Annotated in this window: 20 protein-coding genes; 15 read left to right on the top strand and 5 right to left on the bottom strand. The window is 37.0% G+C overall.

Annotated features, from left to right (window positions below; translation table 11 throughout):
• Positions 1 to 4: 4 nt before the first annotated feature.
• Complete coding sequence (locus FA584_RS08070; protein WP_096046817.1) at positions 5 to 1,336, bottom strand: S41 family peptidase; 1,332 nt, start codon at positions 1,334 to 1,336, stop codon at positions 5 to 7.
• 235 nt (positions 1,337 to 1,571) lie between these two features.
• On the opposite strand from FA584_RS08070, the gene FA584_RS08065 reads away from it, so the two are divergent.
• Entirely contained in the window at positions 1,572 to 4,145 is a 2,574-nt protein-coding gene (locus FA584_RS08065) for an ATP-dependent Clp protease ATP-binding subunit (protein WP_167749091.1), read from the top strand.
• 43 nt (positions 4,146 to 4,188) lie between these two features.
• On the opposite strand, the gene FA584_RS08060 is transcribed toward FA584_RS08065, so the two are convergent.
• Complete coding sequence (locus FA584_RS08060) at positions 4,189 to 4,611, bottom strand: hypothetical protein (RefSeq protein ID WP_087438823.1); 423 nt, start codon at positions 4,609 to 4,611, stop codon at positions 4,189 to 4,191.
• A gap of 74 nt (positions 4,612 to 4,685) precedes the next feature.
• Between FA584_RS08060 and FA584_RS08055 the strand changes: the two genes are divergently transcribed.
• On the top strand, positions 4,686 to 5,138 hold the full coding sequence (locus FA584_RS08055) for a hypothetical protein (protein ID WP_087438822.1): 453 nt from the start codon (positions 4,686 to 4,688) through the stop codon (positions 5,136 to 5,138).
• On the opposite strand, the gene rraA is transcribed toward FA584_RS08055, so the two are convergent.
• The gene (gene rraA / locus FA584_RS08050) at positions 5,107 to 5,586 is read right to left on the bottom strand and encodes a ribonuclease E activity regulator RraA (protein ID WP_087438821.1); all 480 of its coding nucleotides are present in this window, start codon (positions 5,584 to 5,586) and stop codon (positions 5,107 to 5,109) included. The genes FA584_RS08055 and rraA overlap by 32 nt on opposite strands.
• A 13-nt stretch (positions 5,587 to 5,599) precedes the next feature.
• Entirely contained in the window at positions 5,600 to 5,959 is a 360-nt protein-coding gene (locus tag FA584_RS08045) for a hypothetical protein (RefSeq protein ID WP_087438820.1), read from the bottom strand.
• An 85-nt stretch (positions 5,960 to 6,044) separates the two neighbouring features.
• On the opposite strand from FA584_RS08045, the gene glmS reads away from it, so the two are divergent.
• The 12 genes from glmS (at position 6,045) to FA584_RS07985 (ending at position 19,257) form a co-directional block, all read left to right on the top strand.
• Positions 6,045 to 6,449: a methylaspartate mutase subunit S gene (gene glmS, locus FA584_RS08040; RefSeq protein WP_096046811.1), complete on the top strand. Its 405-nt coding sequence runs from the start codon at positions 6,045 to 6,047 to the stop codon at positions 6,447 to 6,449.
• A complete protein-coding gene (locus FA584_RS08035; RefSeq protein ID WP_167749090.1) occupies positions 6,446 to 7,810 on the top strand; it encodes a methylaspartate mutase in 1,365 nt (454 codons plus the stop codon). The genes glmS and FA584_RS08035 overlap by 4 nt, the downstream gene beginning before the upstream one ends.
• Positions 7,807 to 9,000, top strand: a complete 1,194-nt coding sequence (locus FA584_RS08030) for a glutamate mutase L (protein ID WP_167749089.1) — start codon at positions 7,807 to 7,809, stop codon at positions 8,998 to 9,000. Before FA584_RS08035 ends, FA584_RS08030 begins: the two co-directional genes overlap by 4 nt.
• Position 9,001: 1 nt before the next feature.
• On the top strand, positions 9,002 to 10,576 hold the full coding sequence (locus FA584_RS08025) for an AMP-binding protein (RefSeq protein WP_167749088.1): 1,575 nt from the start codon (positions 9,002 to 9,004) through the stop codon (positions 10,574 to 10,576).
• 102 nt (positions 10,577 to 10,678) lie between these two features.
• Positions 10,679 to 10,813: a 50S ribosomal protein L34 gene (rpmH, locus tag FA584_RS08020; RefSeq protein ID WP_067176500.1), complete on the top strand. Its 135-nt coding sequence runs from the start codon at positions 10,679 to 10,681 to the stop codon at positions 10,811 to 10,813.
• Positions 10,801 to 11,139 carry a ribonuclease P protein component gene (rnpA, locus tag FA584_RS08015; RefSeq protein WP_096046806.1) on the top strand — a complete coding sequence of 113 codons (339 nt, stop codon included), beginning with the start codon at positions 10,801 to 10,803 and terminating at the stop codon, positions 11,137 to 11,139. The genes rpmH and rnpA overlap by 13 nt, the downstream gene beginning before the upstream one ends.
• Entirely contained in the window at positions 11,136 to 11,474 is a 339-nt protein-coding gene (yidD, locus tag FA584_RS08010; protein WP_087438814.1) for a membrane protein insertion efficiency factor YidD, read from the top strand. The genes rnpA and yidD overlap by 4 nt, the downstream gene beginning before the upstream one ends.
• Before the next feature lie 34 nt (positions 11,475 to 11,508).
• Complete coding sequence (gene yidC / locus FA584_RS08005; protein WP_245391485.1) at positions 11,509 to 13,074, top strand: membrane protein insertase YidC; 1,566 nt, start codon at positions 11,509 to 11,511, stop codon at positions 13,072 to 13,074.
• Positions 13,071 to 14,045 carry a Jag N-terminal domain-containing protein gene (locus FA584_RS08000; RefSeq protein ID WP_191342037.1) on the top strand — a complete coding sequence of 325 codons (975 nt, stop codon included), beginning with the start codon at positions 13,071 to 13,073 and terminating at the stop codon, positions 14,043 to 14,045. The genes yidC and FA584_RS08000 overlap by 4 nt, the downstream gene beginning before the upstream one ends.
• Positions 14,042 to 15,379 carry a tRNA uridine-5-carboxymethylaminomethyl(34) synthesis GTPase MnmE gene (gene mnmE / locus FA584_RS07995; RefSeq protein ID WP_167750605.1) on the top strand — a complete coding sequence of 446 codons (1,338 nt, stop codon included), beginning with the start codon at positions 14,042 to 14,044 and terminating at the stop codon, positions 15,377 to 15,379. Before FA584_RS08000 ends, mnmE begins: the two co-directional genes overlap by 4 nt.
• Positions 15,380 to 15,443: 64 nt before the next feature.
• Complete coding sequence (nhaA, locus tag FA584_RS07990) at positions 15,444 to 16,616, top strand: Na+/H+ antiporter NhaA (protein WP_167749087.1); 1,173 nt, start codon at positions 15,444 to 15,446, stop codon at positions 16,614 to 16,616.
• Positions 16,617 to 16,683: 67 nt separating this feature from the next.
• The gene (locus FA584_RS07985) at positions 16,684 to 19,257 is read left to right on the top strand and encodes an EAL domain-containing protein (RefSeq protein WP_167749086.1); all 2,574 of its coding nucleotides are present in this window, start codon (positions 16,684 to 16,686) and stop codon (positions 19,255 to 19,257) included.
• A 43-nt stretch (positions 19,258 to 19,300) separates the two neighbouring features.
• On the opposite strand, the gene lolA is transcribed toward FA584_RS07985, so the two are convergent.
• Entirely contained in the window at positions 19,301 to 19,816 is a 516-nt protein-coding gene (lolA, locus tag FA584_RS07980) for a LolA-like outer membrane lipoprotein chaperone (RefSeq protein ID WP_096046801.1), read from the bottom strand.
• Positions 19,817 to 19,947: 131 nt separating this feature from the next.
• Between lolA and secA the strand changes: the two genes are divergently transcribed.
• The gene (secA, locus tag FA584_RS07975) at positions 19,948 to 22,521 is read left to right on the top strand and encodes a preprotein translocase subunit SecA (protein ID WP_210394434.1); all 2,574 of its coding nucleotides are present in this window, start codon (positions 19,948 to 19,950) and stop codon (positions 22,519 to 22,521) included.
• The last annotated feature ends 4 nt before the right edge of the window (positions 22,522 to 22,525 follow it).

The following is a 22,525-nucleotide window of genomic DNA, read 5'->3' as shown; positions in this document are numbered from 1 at the left end:
TCAATTATTTTTTAATAGAAAGTACTTTGATCGTATCAACAGCACTTTTTAGTTGTAGGTCTTTGAAAAGATTTTCTTGACTTACGATCTCTTTATCTGCTTTCGTTTGATCTTTTGTTTTGGTTTTTGGTTTCTCTTTTGTCTCTGCCGTTTTATTATCATCTACTTTTTTAAGTTCACTCTCTAAATGTTTTTTAAGATCTTTCTCTTTAAGGGATTGTTCATTACTTTTATGCGGCACATCACCAGGATAAACAGTAATATCAGGAATAACACCTTCTGCTTGGATTGTGCGACCACTTGGAAGGTAGTAACGGGCAATGGTTAAACGAATTGCTTCATTATCAACGACAGGAAGAACCGCTTGAACACTTCCTTTACCAAAAGTTTTTTCACCAATGATGATGGCACGTTTATGATCTTGAAGGGATCCACTTACAATTTCACTCGCACTGGCACTACCGCCGTTGACGAGAACGACAAGAGGAGTTTTGGTATTGCTACCTGCTTTGGTAGCGCGATACTCTGCATTTTCTGATTCTACACGACCTTTTTGTGAAACAATAATTCCGTCATCAACAAAAAGATCTACAAGACCTACGGCCTGATTTAAAAGTCCGCCAGGATTGTTTCTAAGATCAAGAATAATACCTTTAGTGTTTTTGTTTTTATTCAAGGCGTCTTGTACGTCACCTACAATATTTTTGTCAAAGTTTACAACACGTACATAGAGAATATTTTCATTTTCAATTGTTTTAGAATAGACTGATTCGATTTTAATGATGTCACGAACAATAGCAATTGTAAGAGGTTTGCTCTCACCTTCACGTACTAATGTAAGCTCAATGCCCGTACCGGGTTTACCACGCATAATATTGACGGCTTCATCAATGGTCATATTGAGGGTTGCTTGTTTATTGATTTTGAGGATGATATCCCCCGCTTTTACACCAGCTTTATCTGCAGGTGTGCCTTCCATTGGGGCAATAACGGTCAGTGCACCATCTTTTTGACCCACGGTGATTCCAAGTCCACCAAATTCGCCATCGGTTTGGATTTTAAGGTCTTTAAAATGTTTTTCATCGAGGTAAGAGGAGTGCGCATCAAGGTTGGTTAAAAGCCCTTCAATAGACTTTTTAATAATGTCATCAATTTTGATGTCATCAACATAATATTTTTCAATCGTCGCTACAACGCGTGTAAACTTTGCTAAAGAGGCAAGACGACTTTTTTCGCCTTCAGCATTGTCAGCCGCAAAGAGAGTTGAAGAAAACAGGGTGGCAATACCCAAAAACGTGGCAAAAAAGCCAACGGTAGCAAATGGTAAGTGTTTCATAGCGTGTGTATGCTCCTAGCATGATATGCATATTATTTGTGGTGAAGATTATAGTGGAGTTTCCCTAAATTTTGTATGAATGCACGGATGCAATTATAAATATTTTCAGTAGTTTTAGGCTTTAAATTATAGTCGTAGTGAAACAAAAGTAATGCTCTATTACTAAATAAACTTGACATCAATAGACTAAAGTTGTAAAATTATAGAAATACAATAACACCTTAGGAGGTACTTAATGGACTCACTTTTTGAACAACTCACCAATCAAATGCGAGAAGCAATCGAGAGTGCTATTAGCCTTGCACTGCATTCAAAAAATTCTGAAGCAACCCCTTTACATGTAACGTGGGGGCTCATTACGAATTCAGCTTCTATTCTCAATCAGGTTTTCAATAAAATGAATATTGATAAGAGTGCTATAGAGCTTGAAGTAAAGAGCGAAGTTCAAAAACTTCCAACAGCATCTCATGTAACAAAGGAAAGCATCTCAATTTCTCGCAGCCTTGTTGAAACATTACAAAAAGCCGAAGGTTTAATGAAAAAAAAAGGCGACAGCTATCTTTCAGTGGATACATGGTTACTTGCAAACATCGACAGTGATCCACTCAAAAAGATTTTAGGAAAATATCTTGATCTTTTACAGTTTAAGAAAAATCTTGAAGCACTGCGTGGTGGTAAAAAGATTGACAAACAAAGCAGCGATGAAAATTTGGAATCGCTTGATAAATATGGTATTAATTTAACAAAACTTGCCGCTGAGGGCAAACTCAATCCTGTGATTGGGCGTGATGAAGAGATCCATCGAATGATGCAAATTTTAATTCGTAAAACCAAAAATAACCCAATTTTAATTGGGGAACCAGGAACGGGTAAAACAGCGATTGCAGAAGGGTTGGCACTAAAAATTTCGCATAACGATGTGCCTCTTAGTCTTCAAAATAAAAGCGTGATTGCTTTAGATATGAGCGCGCTCATTGCAGGTGCAAAGTACCGTGGTGAGTTTGAAGACAGACTTAAAGCGGTTATTGATGAAGTGAAGAAAAGCGGCAATATCATTTTATTTATCGATGAGATTCATACGATTGTGGGAGCAGGGGCGAGTGAAGGCAGTATGGATGCTGCCAATATTTTAAAACCAGCTCTAGCGCGTGGTGAGCTTCATACGATTGGTGCTACGACACTCAAAGAGTACCGTAAATATTTTGAAAAAGATGTGGCTTTGCAACGTCGTTTTCAACCTGTTACGGTCAATGAACCTAGCATTAACGAAGCACTTCAAATTTTACGGGGTATTAAAGAGAGTCTTGAAGCGCACCATCACGTCACGATTATGGACTCAGCGCTTGTGGCGGCGGCAAAGCTTAGTTCTCGTTACATTAGCGACCGTTATTTACCGGATAAAGCAATTGATCTTATTGATGAAGCAGCCGCAGAGCTTAAAATGCAAATTGAGAGTGAACCCACGGAATTGAGTCGTATTAAACGTCTGATAAGCACATTGATGGTTGAAAAAGAAGCGCTTTTGATGGAAAAAAATAAAAAGAATGAAGAACGCATTGGGATGATTGAAAAAGAGCTAGGCGATGCCAAAGAAAAACGCAATGCGCTTGAAGTTCAATTTGAAACGGAAAAAAATGTCTTTAATGATATTGCTTCCATTAAAACAAAATCCGAAGCATTGCGTCGTGAAGCCGAAAATGCTAAAAAGAACAGCGATTTTAACAAAGCTGCTGAAATTGAGTATGGCAAATTGCCTGAGCTTCTTAAACAAGAAGAAGAACTAAAAGCTAGATGGGAAAAGATGGTGGAGAGCGGCACACTTTTGAAAAACAGTGTGGATGAAGAGATGATCGCAACCATTGTGAGCAAATGGACAGGCATTCCGGTGAACAAAATGCTCCAAGGCGAAAAAGCCAAAGTGTTAGCGGTGGAAGAACATCTTAAAAAAGAGGTTGTCGGACAAGATGCGGCCATTCATGCAATCGGTCGAGCAATTAAGCGTAACAAAGCGGGGCTCAGTGAGCAAAATAAACCCATCGGTAGCTTCCTCTTTTTAGGACCAACGGGTGTGGGTAAGACGCAAAGTGCTAAAGCGCTTGCTAACTTTTTGTTCGATACGACAAAAGCATTGATTCGTTTTGATATGAGCGAATACATGGAAAAACATTCTGTCAGTCGTTTGGTCGGTGCGCCTCCAGGCTATGTTGGGTACGACGAAGGTGGACAACTCACCGAAGCGGTGCGTCGAAAACCATACAGTGTTGTGCTGTTTGATGAAATTGAAAAAGCACATCCTGATGTCTTTAATATTTTGCTCCAAGTACTGGATGAAGGTCGTTTGACGGACAATAAAGGCATTACGGTTGATTTTAAAAACACGATTATCATACTCACGTCTAACATTGCTAGCGATAAAATCATGGCATATGAGGGCGAAAAACGTACCGAAGAGGTCATGAAGGAGCTTCGTACACACTTTAAACCTGAGTTTTTGAACCGTTTGGATGACATTATTATCTTCAATCCTTTAACCGAAGATGGATTACGTGAGATCGTAACTATTATGTTCAAAGACATTGAAACCAAACTGGCTGCCAAAGAGATTAAAGCAGAACTTACCGTTGCGGCAAAAGCTTTGATAGCAGAAGCAGGGTTTGATCCTGTGTATGGTGCACGTCCACTTAAACGTGCTCTGTATGAACTCGTGGAAGATAAACTGGCGGAACTGATTTTGGAAGAGAAGTTGCACGAGGGCGAAAACATCGTCATTGATGCAAAAAATGGTGAAATCGTTATCCAACAACACTAAAATTCAACACTTCTTACATGTAAATCTTTTTACATGTAAGAAGTTACTGACAGTCTTTTTCTTGAATCGAAAATTTAAACAATTCTGCGTTATTCATATCGTAAAAAACATAGATAAAAACAGCCCCTTTTTTGAGCAATGAGCGTGTCTCATAATCGCTACATAAATAGCTTTTATTGTTGTCAAAGGTTGTTTTAATGAGTGTGCCTTTATCGGCTTTCAGAATTGTTTTGACGTGTTCATTAGCGGAATTGATGCGGTTTCGGTATTCAATGGCATTGTTGACACTGACAATGTCTACGAGGGTTGTGTAGTCATCTAACATCATCGGCAGATGTTCTTTCGTGCCATCTTTGATAATGGAAAGAATTTTTGGGATATCTTCTTCTTTTATTTCATCTAAGTCGCTTGAATCTTCAGCAATGAGTCTCGAAATAAGTGCTAAAATAATCAATAATCTTTTCATATCATTCCTTTGTCGGAATTTTACAATAAAATCATTAAGTTAGATGCCAATTTTTGAAAGGAAATGCAAATTTTATGAGTTATTTAGAGTGGTTTGAAACACATGCTAACAAACATCATCGCATTGTTCAAAAATTGGGTGCACAAAAGTATACAAAAGAGATGATGATTGATTATTTTCTTTTCGATAATATGGTTGAAAAAGAGCCTGATTTTTGCCTTTTGTATGCTACCAAACAAAAATGTCATCCTCTTAAAGAACTCAATTGTTATTTATGTGCTTGTCCGAATTTTCGCTTTAATGATGAAGGATTGAGTGTCGAAAAAAACATTACATGTAAAAGTCAATGTTCAATTCATTCCAAAAAAAGTGGGGTGTTTGTATATGAAAATGTGAGCCATTTAGATTGTTCAGCATGCAGTGTCCCTCACACCAAAGCTTACATAAACAAACACTTTGATGTGGAGTGGAAAAAGATAATGCAAAAATGTTTGGTTACATCTCCAAAGGCAGAGAACTCACAATAATACCATCACGATCTGCATAAAGATAATCGCCTTCGTTAAAGCTAATTCCTCCAAAATTTACCGTTACATGTAAAAATCCCTCACATACTTCCATCGTCTTTTTGGGACAAGTTCCGAGGGCAAAAAGTCCTACGTCAATTTCTTTGGTATTTTTAGTATCACGTACATAACCGTTGATCACAATTCCAGCCCAATTATTTTCATAAGCAAATTTCATGAGGTTGTCCCCGACAACGGCTGTATAGTTTGCATCAACATCTACCACAGCGATTTGGCCATAACCTTCGCTTTTAAGTAGTTCAATGAGTGTTTTGTTACTGCCTGAAAGTTTGACCGTAACAATTTGCCCCATCATACGCTTAGCGCCACCGTACGATTTCATAATAGGTTCAAGCACTTGGGTGTATTCTGGAAACTTATCGCAAAGATCTGCCGTGTAAAATTTCATAGTGACTCCTTGTTTATTTAAATAGGTGTATTAAATTTTGTTGATTGGAAATAATCGATTGTTTAGGCGTGGTAAAGTCCACTTTTCCCTTATGACATGTTCCACAGGTTTTGAGCTCTTGATGGGCATTCACATCTTTTTGAGCATAGACTTTCTCTTGTGAATGGCAATCAAAACAATCTCTGCCGCATTGACCATTTTTTGATGGCTGATTGTGACAGGTGATGCATTCATTTAAAATGGCATGATTTTGGTCGTTGATGTAAGGTCTAAGCTTAGAATGACACTCCAAACAACTTCCACCACAGGCAACTAACAAGCTCTGTAAGCTCATAACGAGAAGAATAAGAAACAAAAAGGCTTTTTTTGACATGGACCCACTTTAGAAAATTTGTGTTAATTATACCTTTACAAAGGTTAAGATAGAATGCAACATTATTAAATTTTTAGGTCAGTCCATGAAAGTAGTTACAGGTGTAGTGGGTAATGACATCCATGTGGTCGCAAACAGACTCATCGATATATCATTGCAAGCGAGAGGTTTTGAGGTGTTTAACCTAGGGGTCAATACCTCTTTGGAAGAGTTTATTGACGCTGTTGTTGAAACAGATGCAGATATTCTACTGATCTCTTCCCTTAATGGCGAAGCGGAGGGATGGTGTCGTGACTTGCAATTTTTGCGCTCTGAGTATGATCTCAAAGAGGTTGTTTTTGTGATCGGTGGCAATTTAGCGGTGGGTGAAGCTGCTCAAAGCGACATTATTCCCAAATATAAATCGTATGGGTTTGACCTTGTCTTTCATCAAATTGATCTCAATACGGGACTTGATGAAATCGAGCGATTTGTAAAGGAGCGAGCATGAGTTTACTCCAAAAAGAGCGTGATGTCATTACCCGTAACGAGTATGCCGATAATTTTGATTTTGATGAGATTGAAGATTTTATTCGCAATGCGAACAAAGAGATGTTTATTTCCCATCATTTTAAAAAACGTGACCGTCTTTTGGTTCAACCTCGTGGCGGTTTTCCGACCTACAAAAAGATGTTTGAACTCTATGAAGAGTTTATGAAAGCGGACATCGATGTTCTGCCGCTTACCATCGATAGTAACACAAGGCTCAACGACTACGCGATGGCACAAAAGATGCTCACTCTTTCGGAAGAAAACGAGATGGATATGCTCAACGGTTATCCGCTAGTCAATCACGGCTATCGTACTACACGTAAAATGATGACCCATTTTAATAAACCTGTCAGCCTTCGCCACGGAACACCCGATGCGAGGCTTTTGGTGGAAACGGCATTGGCTTCAGGCATTTTTGAAATCGAAGGTGGTCCGATTACCTATATGCTCCCGTATTCCAAAAATTTCCCTCTTGATAAAGCCTTTTTATACTGGAAATACGTCGATAAAGTATGCGCGTTGTACTCAACGCTCAATGAACCCATCAACCGTGAATCCTTTGGACCGTTGACTGCGACACTCGTTCCGCCGTGTATCGTCATCGTCATTCAGCTCATCGAGATGCTTCTCTCCATCGAAGAAGGTGTGAAATCTTTTTCAGTCAGTTTTTCCCAAAATGGCTCAATGATGCAAGATATTGTTACGTCGCATGTTTTGAAAAAACTGGCACGTGAATATGCCGATATGTTTAGTGGAAGTGATGCTATCATCAACCTTGTCTATCATCAATGGATGGGTGCATTTCCACGTGATAAAAACCTCTCTGACTCACTCATCAACACCAATACGGTCATCGCAGCGATGGTACGAGCCGATAAAATCATCATCAAAACCCGTGATGAAGCTTTTGGCATTCCCACTATGCAGTGCAACGCCCAATCGGTTGCCAATACCAAATACACGCTTCGCACGCTTAAAGGACTGCCCGTCGTACATGACGCAGAAGAAGAAGAGAATTTGGAACTGGAAGTGCGAGCTATCATGGACGCGGTTTTTAACGACCCTGCCGATACGTTGTGGCGCAAAGTGTTCAATACGATTAAAAATGGTTTGATTGATGTCCCTTTTTCACCGCACATTATCAATCACAATGAAGTCATAACGATTCGTGATGAGTCTGGCAATATTCGCATTATTGAAAAAGGCAAACTTCCACTACCTGATCGCTGTTTTGCGTATGAAAAATCAAAGGTCAATCTGCCTGAGAGCAAAACCGAAGTCATCAATAAAATTATCCATGATATAGGGGCAATGCTATGAGTAAACTTCTCATTGATGTAGGAAGTACCTACTTTAAAGTCTGCCAAGAAAGTGGTATCAGCCAATATTTTAGGGATTTTAAGAAAGATATTTATGATGATTTGATCACCAAGTGCGGCAATATCTTTGCAAACTATCAAAAAGAGGATATTTTTATCTGTTCTTCGGCGAATGGTGGGTTAAGTACGCTGATTATTGGGTTGACTAACTCTTTTAGTTTGAAGTTTGCCAAAAATATAGCGTTTAATTCAGGCATTAACATCATCGATACGATTTTGTACAGTAAAATTGAAGAGAGTAAGTCACCTAGTGAACTCATTGATGTGGTTATTATTGTCGGTGGAATTGATGGTATTGGCAACGTGTTTGATGAAAAACTATTTGATTACCTTCAAAACGTGCAGTATAGCAATATTGTCTATGTGGGTACTAAACAAGATGCGTCATTGCTAAGCAAACAAATTCCTCAACTGAAAGTGCTTGGAAATATCATCACAGATAAATTACATGTAAACGGTGGTGAGCTGAAAGAGTATTTGACAAACCTTTATCAAGCGGACATTGTGGGTAAAGAAGATATCAAACATCTCTATGAAATTACGGCGAATCAAATCTATTCAACGCCGTACATTGTCAATCGCTCTTTACCATTCATTGATGCAAATTTTGAAGTGGTCAATCCCTTCATTGTGGTGGATATTGGAGGTGCTACGACAGATATCCATTACAGTCGCGATTTAGTGCGCGATAACATTGTGAGTGAAAGTGGTTATGATCGTTTGGTGTTTAAAAAATTGGGTGTCTTTAAGTCACGCGAAACGCTTATTTTTGCAGCGAAAAACAATGAATTTGTGTATGAGTTGTTAGCGTATCTGAATGTGACAGAGAATATCTTGGAAGAGGAGAGTGAGAAGGCTTTACGTATTTTGATGCAACTTTCCATCTTTTTAGTACTTTACAAAGTTTCAAGACTGCATCCTTTGTATATAACACTGCAGTTAGAACTTCTAAAAACGATTGTTTTAACAGGAGGCATTACCAAAGTGCTCTCCTATGAAGAGGTCGAGACTATTATGCAGTTTTTCTATAAAAAAGTAATGAATTTACATGCTATTCCCAATATCGTCATGGATTATAATTATGCAATCTGGACGTTAGGAATGGAAAACAATACTGATATAAGGAGTTAATATGTCTATTAATTGTATTCGTGCACTCATTGAAAAAGCTGCTGTAACATGCCCTGATAAAGTGGCTATCATTGATGGTGCTAAAAAATTAACCTATGCTGATCTGTTTCGTAAGGTCAATCAAATAGCACGTTACTTGAGTGAGCTTGCACTTCCAAGTGGTTCACGTATCGGTATTTATTCACACAAAAGTAGCGAGCAAATTATTGCGATTTTAGCACTTCTCTCAACAGAGCATATTTTTGTTCCTATTTCACGTCTATTGAAACCTGAGCAAGTAGAACATATTATCAATGATTGCAGTATTACTTGTATTATTACCGATAAATCAAAGATTAAAAGCATTGATGAGATTAATTTTCAAGGTAAAATTATCACTTATGAAGCGAGTGAGCGTAATATTGTCTCCTTTGAAGAGATCTATAAATGCTGCAGTGATATTTTTACATGTAATATTGGCGACTATAAAAATGCGGCGATCACCTATAGCTTTGGACTGACGGGTTTCCCTCGTGGTATTGTTATCACGCACCGCAATCTCATCGATAGTGCCAGAGTTGCTTCAAATTATCTTGAACTTAAAGAGAGTGATGTCCTTTCTGGAACATTGCCTTTTATTTTGGATTACGGCCTTAATCAGCTTTTTTGCTCCATTTACAACCATGCAACGTTGGCGCTACACTCCTTAGCGCTTCCAGCAGATTTTTTTAATCACCTTATTAATGATAATGTCACAGTTTTACCGATTATGCCTCCGCATATTACGCAGATGTTTGAAAGTGATCCTAAGCGAATTCCCAATGCAAAGCTTTTGGGTAATGTGCGTATTGTGACCTCTTCAGGTGGAAAAATTACCCCTAAAATGATTGCGGATATTGAAGAGCGTTACCCCAATGCTAAGTTTTATTCGATGCATGGTCTTACCGAAGCCTTTCGCTCAACGTACCTTGACCCAGCACAACTTAAAATCCGTCCTAATTCCATTGGAAAGCCAATTCCTGGTGTGGAGATTCATGTTATCAATGAGCAAGGTTTTGAGTGTCAACCACGTGAAATTGGTGAATTGATCCATCGTGGTGGCTACATTTACAAAGGCTATTGGAAATCAAAAGAAGATACGCAAAAACGGTATAAAAGCATTGCAATCTTAGACAAGGTGGTCAATTTAGAAGGTGATCTGACCGATGAAATTGTCGTCGCAAGTGGCGATTTTGTGTATAGAGATGAAGAGGGCTATCTCTACTTTGTTTCACGCAAGGATGATATGATTAAAGTCAGTGGTTTTAGAATCAGTCCTTATGAAATTGAGAGCGTTGTTCACGATAAATTGCCTCAAATCAGCCAATGTGCTGTTTTTTCCATCGAAAATGAAAAAACAGAAGAAGAGATTGTGATGGTCTACAGTGCATCACGTGAAATGTCTAAAAATGAGATTTTATTTGAGCTTAAAAAACATCTCCCAAATCATATGATTCCTTCCATTGTTGTCTATAAAGAAAAGCTTCCACAAACCAGTCTAAGTGAAGCTAAAATTGACAAGGAATCTTTGAAAAAAATGGTTATGGAGTTGCACTAAAGGCTTACATGTAAAGCGATGCTTAATCGAAGCTCATGCAATTTTAAGTAAAGCTAAGGTAAAATCCGTACCTTAAATTATTTTTTATTAAAGGAAATTTTGATGAAAAGAACGTATCAGCCACATAGTACCCCTAAAAAGCGTACACATGGTTTCAGACTTAGAATGAAAACTAAGGGTGGACGTAAAGTTATTGCAGCACGTCGTGCTAAAGGTAGAAGCAGATTGGCCGCTTAAAAGATTATGAAACTCTCAAGGCGACGAGAGAGTATTCATACGTTTATAACCATGCAAAAAAATGGCATTATGAAGGTGCCTTAGTCTTTTACAATAACGATACAGCAAAAAGAGTTGGCTTTACGGCAAGTAAAAAAGTCGGTAATGCTATCAAGCGAAATTTAGCCAAAAGACGATTTAGGGCTATATTTTTAGAAATTCAACACACTTTACATGATGGCGTGTATGTTTTTGTAGCAAAAGAGAAGATTAATCACATATCGTATGATGCTTTGAAAAAAGGGATTATATGGTCTTTGAAAAAATTAAACTGTGTTAAAGAATGAAGTCTTTAGCATTGTTGTTGATAAAGCTTTATCAGAAGTTTTTTACACTGATTGGCTATGGAAGTTGTAGGTATTATCCGACATGTTCGCAATATGCCAAAGAGCAGCTTCTACACAATAGTTTTTTAAAAGCTATCTTTTACAGTTTTATACGCATTTTGAGATGCAATCAGCTTTTTGCTGGAGGAATCGACTATCCAGTCGTGACTAAAAAATTTGTGTCTCCTCTTCCTCTTTCTCTCAAGCAACCATGCACTCATCGTATCACTTTTTGGTTTGTACCAAAAGATATGCAAAGTTTTTACGTGGTAAAATCTTTTAAAACAACGAAATAAAGGGAATCTCGTGACAGATAAACTCACTCCTCAGATGCGCATTATTATTGCCACTGTATTATCATTTTTATTTTTTGCTCTGTATGATCATTTTTTTATCCCCAAAAATCCTCCGCTTACTGAAACCACAACACTTGAACAAAATGCAACGCCATCCACAACTGCCAGTGCACCTGCTGACGTAAAGTCTGCGAGTAGCGTAGATGTTGCTGGAGCTCCTAAGAGTTCATCCAATGTAGGTGAAATTATTGCAACAATTAAAGCGGCTGGCTACGAAGTTCAGATCGACAGACTTGGCAGAATTGCAAAGTTTTATCTAGAAGAGGGCAAATATAAAGACGACAAGGGTGAGCGTTTTCAGCTTATCGATGCTTCTCAATCTCTTTTACCCCTTGAAATTCGATTTAGTGATAAAGCCATTAATGAAGATGCATTTGTTATGTCGTACAGCGCTGACAAAGATAAAATTGATGTTAGTGAAAATGGGAGTAGTGTTGTTTTAACACAGACCCTCAGCAGTGTTGTTGTTACCAAAACAATTACTTTTTTCCCTTCAGGCAAATATGATTTACATGTAAAGCTTTCATCTCCTTATGAATACTTCCTCTCTCCCGGTGTTAGACCAAACATGGCAGTTGACAGTTATACCTTTCATGGAGTGTTGATTAAAAAATCTGATGGTAGCATTAAAACGATTGCAGATGGTGATGCTAAAAGTGATGATCACTTCGCAAATGCAAAAATTGTAGCAGGGGCCGATAAATACTACACGACATTTTTTTATGAACTTGATAAAGGCTTAGAGAGTGTTGTTTCTGTTGGTCAAAATAAAAATCCACTTTTATTTGTTAAAGGTGAAGAAGATTTTAAACTCAGCGGTTACATCGGACCTAAAGAGCATGTTAAACTCAAAGCGATTAGTCCTGAACTTACAGATGTTATTGAATACGGTTTCTTTACGTTTATTTCTAAACCACTTTTTGCACTTCTTGCCTTTTTGCATGGTATTTTTGGTAACTGGGGTTGGGCGATTGTTGCTATGACCATTACCGTTCGTTTAGTGCTTTATCCTTTAACCTATAAAGGTATGGTCTCTATGAATAAGCTTAAAGAGCTTGCACCAAAAGTGAAAGAGTTGCAGAAAAAATATGCTGATGATAAGCAAAAGCTCAATACGCATATGATGGAACTTTACAAGAAAAATGGTGCAAATCCAATGGGCGGATGTTTGCCAATTATTTTGCAAATTCCTGTTTTCTTTGCCGTATATCGTGTTCTTCAAAATGCCATTGAGCTTAAAGGGGCACCTTGGATTTTCTGGGTACATGACTTAGCGATTAAAGATCCTTATTTTATTCTTCCAGTGCTTATGGGTATCACGATGTTTTTACATCAACGCATTACGCCAACCACCTTTACTGATCCAATGCAAGAGAAAATTATGAAGTTTTTACCACTTATCTTTACTTTTTTCTTTGTAACTTTCCCGGCAGGTTTAACACTTTACTGGTTTACCAACAACGTAGCATCTATCGTACAACAGTTTTATGTCAATAAACTTTTCGCAAAAAAACATGAAGAGCAAAAGGTCGAGAAATGATCAAAGTAGAAGCAGCAACACTTCAAGAAGCTTACTCTAAAGCTGCAAGTGAGTTGTCTTGTTCGGTCGTAGATTTAGATATTAATATTGTTCAAAATGGCTCAAGTGGATTTCTTGGGCTTTTTAAAAAAAGTGCCATTATTGAAGTGCAACGTAAAGGCACGAAGCCGGTGAGAGAAGAGCGCGATCGTAAAGAATTTGTTCCTCCACGTAAAGAAGAGAGTAGTAACAATAACGAAGCCGATTCCTCTTTTAATGATGAGAGAAGAGACCGTAATAGACGTAATAAAAATAGACGTAATAAAGGCAAAAAAGAGTTTCCAAGAAGTGAGTCTGGGGAGAAAAAAGTTGAACCAGAAACGGCTATTGTTGTTCCATTAAAAGAGACAGCCGCTCTTATTATCGAGCCTAAAATTGAAGTTGCCAAAACGTCTGTAAAAGAGCCAAGGCATACGATAGTTTCTACTGCAATTGACCAAAATTTTCATCATGAAAAACGAGAAATTAATGATGTAATTGATGAAGTTCGTATGCAGATTAAAAACCTTTTCAAATACAGTTGTTTTACCCTTGAAAGTCCTATTATTTCAAAATACAGTGATGATACAATCTTGATTGAATTCAGTGGTGAAGATGCAGCATTACTCATTGGTAAAGAAGGGTATCGCTATAAAGCACTTTCTTATTTGCTCTATAACTGGATCAATCTTAAATATGGTCTAAATATCCGTCTTGAAATTGCAGAATTTTTGAAGAATCAAGAAGAAATGATTGATAAATACCTCGCCCCAGTTATTGAGCGTATTCGAAACAGTGGCAAAGGCCAAACAAAAATTTTAGATGGTGTTCTCATTAAAATTGCCCTTGAAGCACTTCGCGCCCAGTTTCCTGAAAAATATGTCGGTATTAAATCCGGCAAAGACGGTGGTAAATTTATCGTAGTCAATGATTTTAATAGGAAAACCGCATAGATACTATTGCTGCTATTGCCACAAGTGCAGGGGTTGGTTCCATCGCGATTGTTCGTGTCAGTGGTCCCGATGCCCTTGCTTTGGCTCAAAAACTTTCTCACAAAAAAACCTTTGATCCACGTCTTGCCACACTCACATTTTTATACGATGCACACGACGATGCGATTGATCAGGCCATTGTGATCTATTTTAAAGCACCTCACAGCTTTACTGCTGAAGATGTAGTTGAATTTCAATGCCATGGGGGCAGTATTGTTGCAGGGATTGTTTTAGAAGCGCTCATTTATCATGGCGCACGATTGGCCAATCCAGGCGAATTTTCGAAACGCGCTTTTTTAAATGGCAGAATTGATCTTTCTGAAGCAGAAGCCATTGCGGCATTGATCGAAACGAAAAGTGTGGATGCTGCTAAAATGCTTACCCGCCAACTCAAAGGTGAACTTCGAGATTTTGTTTTACATGTAAGAGAGTTATTGATTGAAATTCTTGCATTTGTTGAAGTAAATATTGACTATGCCGAAGAAGATTTACCTCTGAATATGATCGAAAATATCAGAGCAAAGTTAGATATACTCGCTAAAGAGCTTTTGAAAACTTATGAGAGTAGTAAGCGCCGACAAGGATTGATACAAGGCTTTAAGATCGCCATTGTAGGCAAACCTAATGTAGGCAAAAGCTCACTGCTGAATACCCTTCTTAGTTATGATCGTGCCATTATTAGTGATATCGCCGGGACAACACGTGATACGATTGAAGAAGAACTACGCATTGGCACACATTTAGTGCGTATTGTAGATACTGCAGGTATCAGACAAGCCCATGATGTGATTGAAAAAATAGGCATTGAGCGTTCCATCGCAGCGATTGAAGAGTCCGAGATTGTCATTGCTCTGTTTGATAATAGTATGCCATGTGATAACGAAGATAAAGAGATATTAACATTACTTCAAAACTATGTAGAGTCAAAACAAATTTTAACGGTCCTCAATAAAATTGATTTGCCAAACCAATTTGATACTCAACATTTAGGATCAAATTTTATAGCACTTTCATGTCAAAATGACAGTTATGAGCTTACTCAAAAACTCGAAATACTTTTAGACCAAACAACAATTGATGACAGTATTATGCTTACATCTGCACGCCAAATTGAAGCTGTTAAAAGAGCCCATGAAAATGTTTTAAACTCTTACAAATTGCTTGGAGAAGGGGAACTTGAGCTCTTTGCTTTTCATATCAATGAAGCCATTCATAGTATATCATCGATCACAACTGCCTTTGAACGTGATGAGATTTTGGAGAAGATGTTTAGCAGTTTTTGCCTTGGTAAATAAGCAGTATTTATAAACTATTTACCTCAATATGTTAGTATAAAAATACTATCAGAAAGGGGATTTTATGTTTACAACGATAGAAGAGTTCATTAAAAAAGAGTCTTCTTCGGGAGTTATTTTAATCATCGTAACACTTCTTGCTCTTTTGTGTCAAAATAGCTTTTTAACAGATTTTTATACGCATTTTCTTCATACGCCTGTTCAAATTAGCATAGGTTCTTTGGGTCTTGCTAAACCATTATTACTATGGGTCAATGATGGATTGATGGCTATTTTCTTTTTTCTTGTTGGGCTTGAAATTAAGCGAGAAGTTCTTGAAGGTGAGCTTTCTTCCAAGAGTCAAATAGCATTACCAGCTATTGCCGCTTTTGGCGGTATGGTCATGCCTGCCCTTATTTTTACTTTTTTTAATCATACAGATTCTTTTTCTATGAAAGGTTGGGCAATTCCTACAGCGACTGATATTGCTTTTGCCTTAGGGATTCTTTCACTTTTGGGCTCTCGTATTCCCTCATCACTAAAGATTTTTTTAATGGCTTTGGCTATTATTGATGATCTTGGAGCCATTGTTATCATTGCATTATTTTATACCAGCAATTTATCATTAGTATCCATTATTATAGCTTTATGTGCTATTATTATATTAGCTATGATGAATTACCTACGCGTTATCAAAAAAGCTGCATATATTTTAATTGGGGTTGTTTTGTGGGTGAGTGTATTAAAATCAGGTGTTCATGCAACCATTGCAGGTGTTTTACTTGCTTTTTGTATTCCTCTTTATTCTCAGACTAAAGAGGGTAAACGCTTTTCAATGCTCAAGGAGATGGAACATAGTCTTCACTCTTGGGTCGCTTTTATTATTCTTCCACTGTTTGCTTTTGTGAACGCTGGGGTTGATCTTAAAGATGTGTCTCTGAATGCACTTTTTTCAGATGTTTCCTTAGGTATTATGCTTGGTCTTTTTTTAGGTAAGCAGTTAGGTGTTTTTGGTTTGAGTATTTTAGCCATTAAATGTGGATTAGCATCTTTACCAAGTGGAAGCAGTTATAAACAGCTTTATGGTGTTGCAATTCTTACAGGTATTGGTTTTACCATGAGCCTTTTTGTCAATACGTTAGCCTATAATGATACGGATTTGTTTCATTATTCGGATAAATTAGCGATTTTATTGGGCTCTTTTCTCTCTGGACTCATTGGATATTTATTTTTAAAAAGTATTCCCAAATCTTTATAACACCAATCTAAGTTATAATTGATTACAATCTTTAACTGACTCTGAACATTAAAAAAGGAGCCGCTAAGTGAGACAACTTAATTTAACTAAACGCCTTTTTTGGATAGTGGCTTTTTTAGTTTTATGTGCCAATGCCTTTGTCATCACTTATTTATATCAGCAAGCCGAAGATCTAGCAAAAATTCGTGCCTATTCCAAAGCCAAGACGCTTCAAGACTACTTTATGGCAATGCGTTTAGTCTATCATCAGCAATTTTTAGAGAGTGGCATTGATCTCAATGACTCTACAATAGGTTTCCTTCCCGCTCATGCTTCAACCCATATCAGTGATGAGTTTTTGAAGCGTTCTATGCAAGGAATTACGATTCACAATGTTTCTGATCGTCCACGCAATCCCGTTAATCAAGCCGATGATCTCGAAATGAAGGCAATTACGTACTTTAACCAAAACCCTGATCAAAATGAAACAATTGAACTGGTTAACAAAGGGGGAAAAGAGTTTTTCTTTTTTGCTTCTCCTTTGCGTATACAGGCATATTGTTTAGTTTGCCATGGAGAAAAAAATGAAGTTTTACCTTATATTGCTAAACGTTATAATAATGCATATGGCTATAAATTAGGTGAAGTACGAGGTTTAACCAGCATTAAAATTCCTAAAAAGACTTTATTTGATGATGTAATAGGACTTTTTTGGAAAGAAACCATATTTAGCTCAATGGTGGTGATTGGTTTATTGGTTTTAATGTATATGGCAATTAAAGAGTTGACTAAGCGTGATGTTGAACAGAAAAAAGAACTTGAAACATTGGTGTTGCAGCGAACTAAAATGCTTACTCAAAAAAGTAGTGAGCTTGAAAAATCGTATGCTCAACAAAAACACCTTTACGCAGTTCTTCGTACGGTTGCTGATAGTAATCAAATTTTAATTACGACTCAAACATTAGAAGAGTTGTTATCTGAAACAGCGAAATGTCTTTTTGCAAATAAATCTTTTGCCCATGTCAAGATTTCACTCTATGAGAATGGAGCTTTACATGTAAAAGAGTCTTTTGGTTTTGATGAAGAACACGATATCAATCCAATCGAAAAAGAAATTTTTGCACAAGGAGGATTTCGTATTCTTACTCCTACGAGTGAAAATTTACCTCACAGTTGTCAACTAACAATAGTACGCTATAACGTAAGTGAAGCTTATATTACAGTACTTCAAAGTGACAAATTTGCACAAAAATCGTTAGGTATTATGAGTATTTGTACAACGATGCCAGAGGGGTTTAGTATTGAAGAACGTGCTATGATTGAAGAGTTAGCGGGAGATATCGGTTTTGCAATTAATTCATTTTTGCAAAAAGAGAATATCTTAAAACTTTCATATTATGATTCTTTAACGAATCTTGCCAATAAAATCCTACTAACAGAACAAATTAAACTTTGTATTAGTGCCAACAAGCATAAACAAACTTATGGTGCATTACTTTTTATGGATCTGGATAATTTTAAATCCATTAATGATCTCAAAGGGCATACTGCCGGAGATAAATTGTTGATAATGATGGCACGCCGCCTTGAAAACTTTACCAAAGAGCATGATATTGTTGCTAGATTTGGGGGTGATGAATTTGCTCTTTTATTGCCAAATCTTGCAAATAGTATCGAAGAAGCTGCCAAAATAGCTGAACATACTGCAATGCAAATTCTCCTTGCAACGAAAGAGCCTTTTTTGATTGATGCCTATCTTTGTTACATTACCGTAAGCATTGGCATTAGTCTTTTTGATGGAGATGAGGACGCCGCGACATTATTAAGTCATGCTGATAGCGCAATGTATACTGCAAAGACGGATGGTCGTAACACCATTCGTTTTTTTGATCCACGTATTCAAAAAATAATGGAAGAAAAATCTTCGATGTTGCAACACCTTCGAGATGCAATTGATTCTGAACAATTTGTTTTATTTTACCAACCACAAGTTGATATTAATGCAAATATAACAGGTGTTGAAGCCCTGATACGCCTCAAGACAGTCAATGGTGAGTTGATTTCTCCTATGCAGTTTATTCCTTTATGTGAAGAATCTGGCTTGATTATTCCTTTAGGTGATTGGGTTTTAAAAGAGGCTATGGCGCAAGTAAAATATTGGCAAAATGATGTCAAAAAATCGACATGGCGTGTTTCGATTAATGTAAGCACAAAACAGTTTGAGCGTGAAGATTTTGTAGAAATTGTTCATAATACACTAGCATTAATTCAGATCAATCCGTCATTAATTCGTTTAGAATTGACAGAAAGTCTTTTGATTCGAGATAGTGCTAAAGCATTGGCAAAGATTCGTGAGTTAAAAATGTTAGGAGTTTCTCTGTCCGTTGACGATTTTGGGACAGGGTATTCTAGTTTGCAGTATTTGAAGCATTTAAATGTTGATGAACTAAAAATTGATCAATCTTTTGTACGAGATTTTATCCTCAATAGAAGTGATGCTTTGATTGTCGAGACCATTATCTCTATTGGTAAAAGTTTCAATATGGAAGTTATTGCGGAGGGTGTTGAAACCAAAGAACAGTTTGAACGGCTCAAAGAGATGGGATGTCACTTTTTTCAAGGCTATTTCTTTGGGAAACCAGCAGCTTCTGATGCGATTTAAATCTTTACATGTAAAGATTTAAATCGTTTATCTTTAAAAAAAATTATTCGCGTACGACATCATATCCTCTTGGAATTTCGGCACGGAACAGCTCTTCATCTAAAAAAAGATTTGTTGTTTGGTTTGAAAAACTAATTTCAACAGCATTATCTAACTTATCACGATAGACAACCTTGTCAATACTCTCTTTATGTGCAAAGATCGTATACGTTGTGTCCATAAATTTTGTTACATATTTATTGGGAGCGATCTCTTTGGCATCTTGTAGTAATTGTGCAATATTGGGAGTATTGTCAAGTGTCGTAATAATTGCTTGCTCTAATTCTGGCTCAATAATCAAAACATGTGTATTGTTGAAGTAAATTTTTTTAGCCACAGGTTTTTCGTAAATCCAAAGTGCCTTTTTATCATTTGTGGCGTAAAACATCCCCTCATAGGTTATTGTTTTATTTTGATCATTAGTCACTTTTTGTGTGAAATCACTTTGAATGGTTTTAAAGTGATCAATTTTGGCAAAAAGGAGTGTTGTCAAACAGAGAAACATCCAAAAAAATCGCATAAATTACTCCTCATAAAGATAATAAGATATGGAGTTTTATCAAATAGATAGTAAAAGTATGATAAAATCCCAAGTTTTAAGAAAAGTTAATAGTATAAAAGTAATGAAAATAGAGGTGGAATCAGATGCTATTGAGTAATATTGTTCGTAAAATTTTTGGCACTAAAAACGATCGTGTTGTGAAAGAACTTCAAGCACGCGTTCAAAAGATTAATGCCTTAGAGCCAGTGTATGAAAAATTAAGCGATGAAGCCTTAAAAGATGCCTTTAATGCTTTTAAAGCAGACGTTCGATCAGGAACAAAAACACTTGAGACTATTTTAAATGATGTCTTTGCTATTACGAGAGAAGCCAGTAAACGAACAACGGGTATGCGTCATTTTGATGTACAAATGGTAGGTGGTTTAGTGCTTCATGGTGGAAATATCGCAGAGATGAAAACAGGTGAGGGTAAAACGCTTGTGGCAACGCTTCCTGTTGTTTTAAATGCAATGTCTGGCGAAGGTGTTCATGTTGTAACGGTTAATGATTACCTTGCAAAAAGAGATGCTGCTGATATGTCCCGTATCTATAACTTTTTAGGTTTAACTGTCGGTATTGTCACCAATGATTTGGACAATGACGCTAAACGTAAAGCACAATATGATGCAGATATTACGTATGGAACGAACAACGAGTTTGGATTTGATTATTTACGTGACAATATGCGTTATGCAGTGGATGAAAAAGTTCAACGTGTCCATAATTTTGTTATTGTGGATGAAGTGGACTCAATTCTTATTGATGAAGCAAGAACACCTTTAATTATTTCTGGTCCAGCCAATCGTACATTAGATGGCTATAAAATTGCAGATGGTGTTGCCCAAAAGCTTACGAAAGAAGCAGATTTTACGGTTGATGAAAAAAATAGAACTGTTTTGATGACTGAAGATGGCATCAGTAATGCTGAAAAACTTTTTGGTGTCGATAACCTTTATAGCCTTGACAATGCTGTTCTATCGCATCATCTTGATCAAGCCCTTAAAGCACGGTATCTGTTTGTTGCTGATGTTGATTATGTGGTACGTGATGGGGAAATTATTATTGTCGATGAGTTTACGGGGCGTTTAAGCGAAGGACGACGTTTTAGTGAAGGATTGCACCAAGCGTTAGAAGCAAAAGAAGGCGTGATGATTAAAGAAGAGTCTCAAACACTCGCAGACATCACCTTCCAAAATTATTTTAGACTTTACAATAAACTCGCAGGTATGACAGGAACTGCACAAACAGAAGCAACCGAGTTTGCGCAGATTTATAATCTTGATGTAATCTCAATTCCTACAAATGTCCCAATGCGCAGAGAAGATATGAATGATCTTATCTATAAAACGGAACGTGAAAAGTTTGAAGCCGTGATTAAAGATATCAAACTATGCCATGAAAAAGGGCAACCTGTTCTTGTAGGTACTGCATCCATTGAAAAAAGTGAGTTACTCCATTCACTGTTGAAAAAAGAGAAAGTACCACACTCTGTTTTGAATGCTAAAAACCATGAAAAAGAAGCTCAAATTATTAAAGATGCAGGTGTCAAAGGCGCTGTAACGATTGCAACCAATATGGCTGGACGTGGTGTTGATATTAAGCTTGAGGATGAAATTAAAGCCCTTGGAGGTCTTTATATCATCGGTACAGAGCGTCATGAAAGTAGACGTATCGATAACCAGCTTCGTGGACGTTCAGGTCGTCAAGGCGATAATGGTAAAAGCCGTTTTTATTTAAGTTTGGAAGATAACCTTTTGCGAATTTTTGGAAGTGATCGTATTAAAGCAATTATGGAGCGCCTAGGGATTGAAGAAGGTGAACATATTGAATCTAAAATGGTGACACGTGCCGTTGAAAATGCACAGAAAAAAGTCGAAGCACTTCACTTTGAATCTCGTAAACACCTTTTGGAATATGATGATGTTGCGAACAAACAACGTAAAGCAATTTATAACTTTAGAAATGATCTTTTAAACCCTAACTTTGATATTGAAACACGCATTAAAGAGATTCGCGTGGATTTTGTGACAAATTTACTTTATAAAGCTGAGATTTACGAAGGAATTGCAGAAACAGAATATAACATTGAACACCTTGTGTCCATTCTTCAAGATGAATTAAATGCTTCATTTGATGCACAACACTTACAAAATTTAGAGTTTACAAAACTGAAAGATGTGATTGTTGCAGAACTTCAAGAGAGTTTTGATGCCAAAATGTCTGTTGTTGATGAGACTCAACGTAAAGAAATTGAACGTATTTTATACCTTCAGGTTCTTGACAATACATGGAGAGCACATTTATACCAAATGGATATTTTAAAAACAGGTATTGGTCTTCGTGGGTATAATCAAAAAGATCCTTTGACTGAGTATAAAAAAGAGAGTTATAATCTTTTCATGGAGCTTGTAGAACAAATCAAATATGAATGTTTTAGAACATTGCATATTGTTCAACTTCGTGACAACAAAGAAGAAGAAGAAAAGCGTGCTATGGATGAGATGATCCGAAGAATGGAAGAGGCAAATGCCAATGCTACACTTCAACATCAAAGCCCCTATGCAGATGAAGAAGATGACAAAGATAAAAAAGCAGCACGTAATGAGCCATGTCCGTGTGGAAGTGGTAAAAAATATAAACAATGTTGTGGTAAGAGTGGTCCTAAAAAAGGGCTTTTAGCATAAGGGC

Source organism: Sulfurospirillum diekertiae, assembly GCF_011769985.2.
In the GTDB taxonomy this organism is placed as follows: domain Bacteria; phylum Campylobacterota; class Campylobacteria; order Campylobacterales; family Sulfurospirillaceae; genus Sulfurospirillum; species Sulfurospirillum diekertiae.
This window is presented reverse-complemented; position numbering and strand designations above follow the sequence as displayed.

Bases quoted from the DNA above. Each gene is read 5' to 3' on its own strand.
- rraA (WP_087438821.1), bottom strand. From the start codon at position 5,586: ATGAAATTTTACACGGCAGATCTTTGCGATAAGTTTCCAGAATACACC.
- FA584_RS08025 (WP_167749088.1), top strand. From the start codon at position 9,002: ATGTCTATTAATTGTATTCGTGCACTCATTGAAAAAGCTGCTGTAACA.
- FA584_RS08055 (WP_087438822.1), top strand. From the start codon at position 4,686: ATGAGTTATTTAGAGTGGTTTGAAACACATGCTAACAAACATCATCGC.
- lolA (WP_096046801.1), bottom strand. From the start codon at position 19,816: ATGCGATTTTTTTGGATGTTTCTCTGTTTGACAACACTCCTTTTTGCC.
- yidD (WP_087438814.1), top strand. From the start codon at position 11,136: ATGAAGTCTTTAGCATTGTTGTTGATAAAGCTTTATCAGAAGTTTTTT.
- rpmH (WP_067176500.1), top strand. From the start codon at position 10,679: ATGAAAAGAACGTATCAGCCACATAGTACCCCTAAAAAGCGTACACAT.
- FA584_RS08030 (WP_167749089.1), top strand. From the start codon at position 7,807: ATGAGTAAACTTCTCATTGATGTAGGAAGTACCTACTTTAAAGTCTGC.
- FA584_RS08070 (WP_096046817.1), bottom strand. From the start codon at position 1,336: ATGAAACACTTACCATTTGCTACCGTTGGCTTTTTTGCCACGTTTTTG.
- FA584_RS08060 (WP_087438823.1), bottom strand. From the start codon at position 4,611: ATGAAAAGATTATTGATTATTTTAGCACTTATTTCGAGACTCATTGCT.
- FA584_RS08035 (WP_167749090.1), top strand. From the start codon at position 6,446: ATGAGTTTACTCCAAAAAGAGCGTGATGTCATTACCCGTAACGAGTAT.
- FA584_RS08045 (WP_087438820.1), bottom strand. From the start codon at position 5,959: ATGTCAAAAAAAGCCTTTTTGTTTCTTATTCTTCTCGTTATGAGCTTA.
- nhaA (WP_167749087.1), top strand. From the start codon at position 15,444: ATGTTTACAACGATAGAAGAGTTCATTAAAAAAGAGTCTTCTTCGGGA.
- FA584_RS08065 (WP_167749091.1), top strand. From the start codon at position 1,572: ATGGACTCACTTTTTGAACAACTCACCAATCAAATGCGAGAAGCAATC.
- glmS (WP_096046811.1), top strand. From the start codon at position 6,045: ATGAAAGTAGTTACAGGTGTAGTGGGTAATGACATCCATGTGGTCGCA.
- yidC (WP_245391485.1), top strand. From the start codon at position 11,509: ATGCGCATTATTATTGCCACTGTATTATCATTTTTATTTTTTGCTCTG.
- FA584_RS08000 (WP_191342037.1), top strand. From the start codon at position 13,071: ATGATCAAAGTAGAAGCAGCAACACTTCAAGAAGCTTACTCTAAAGCT.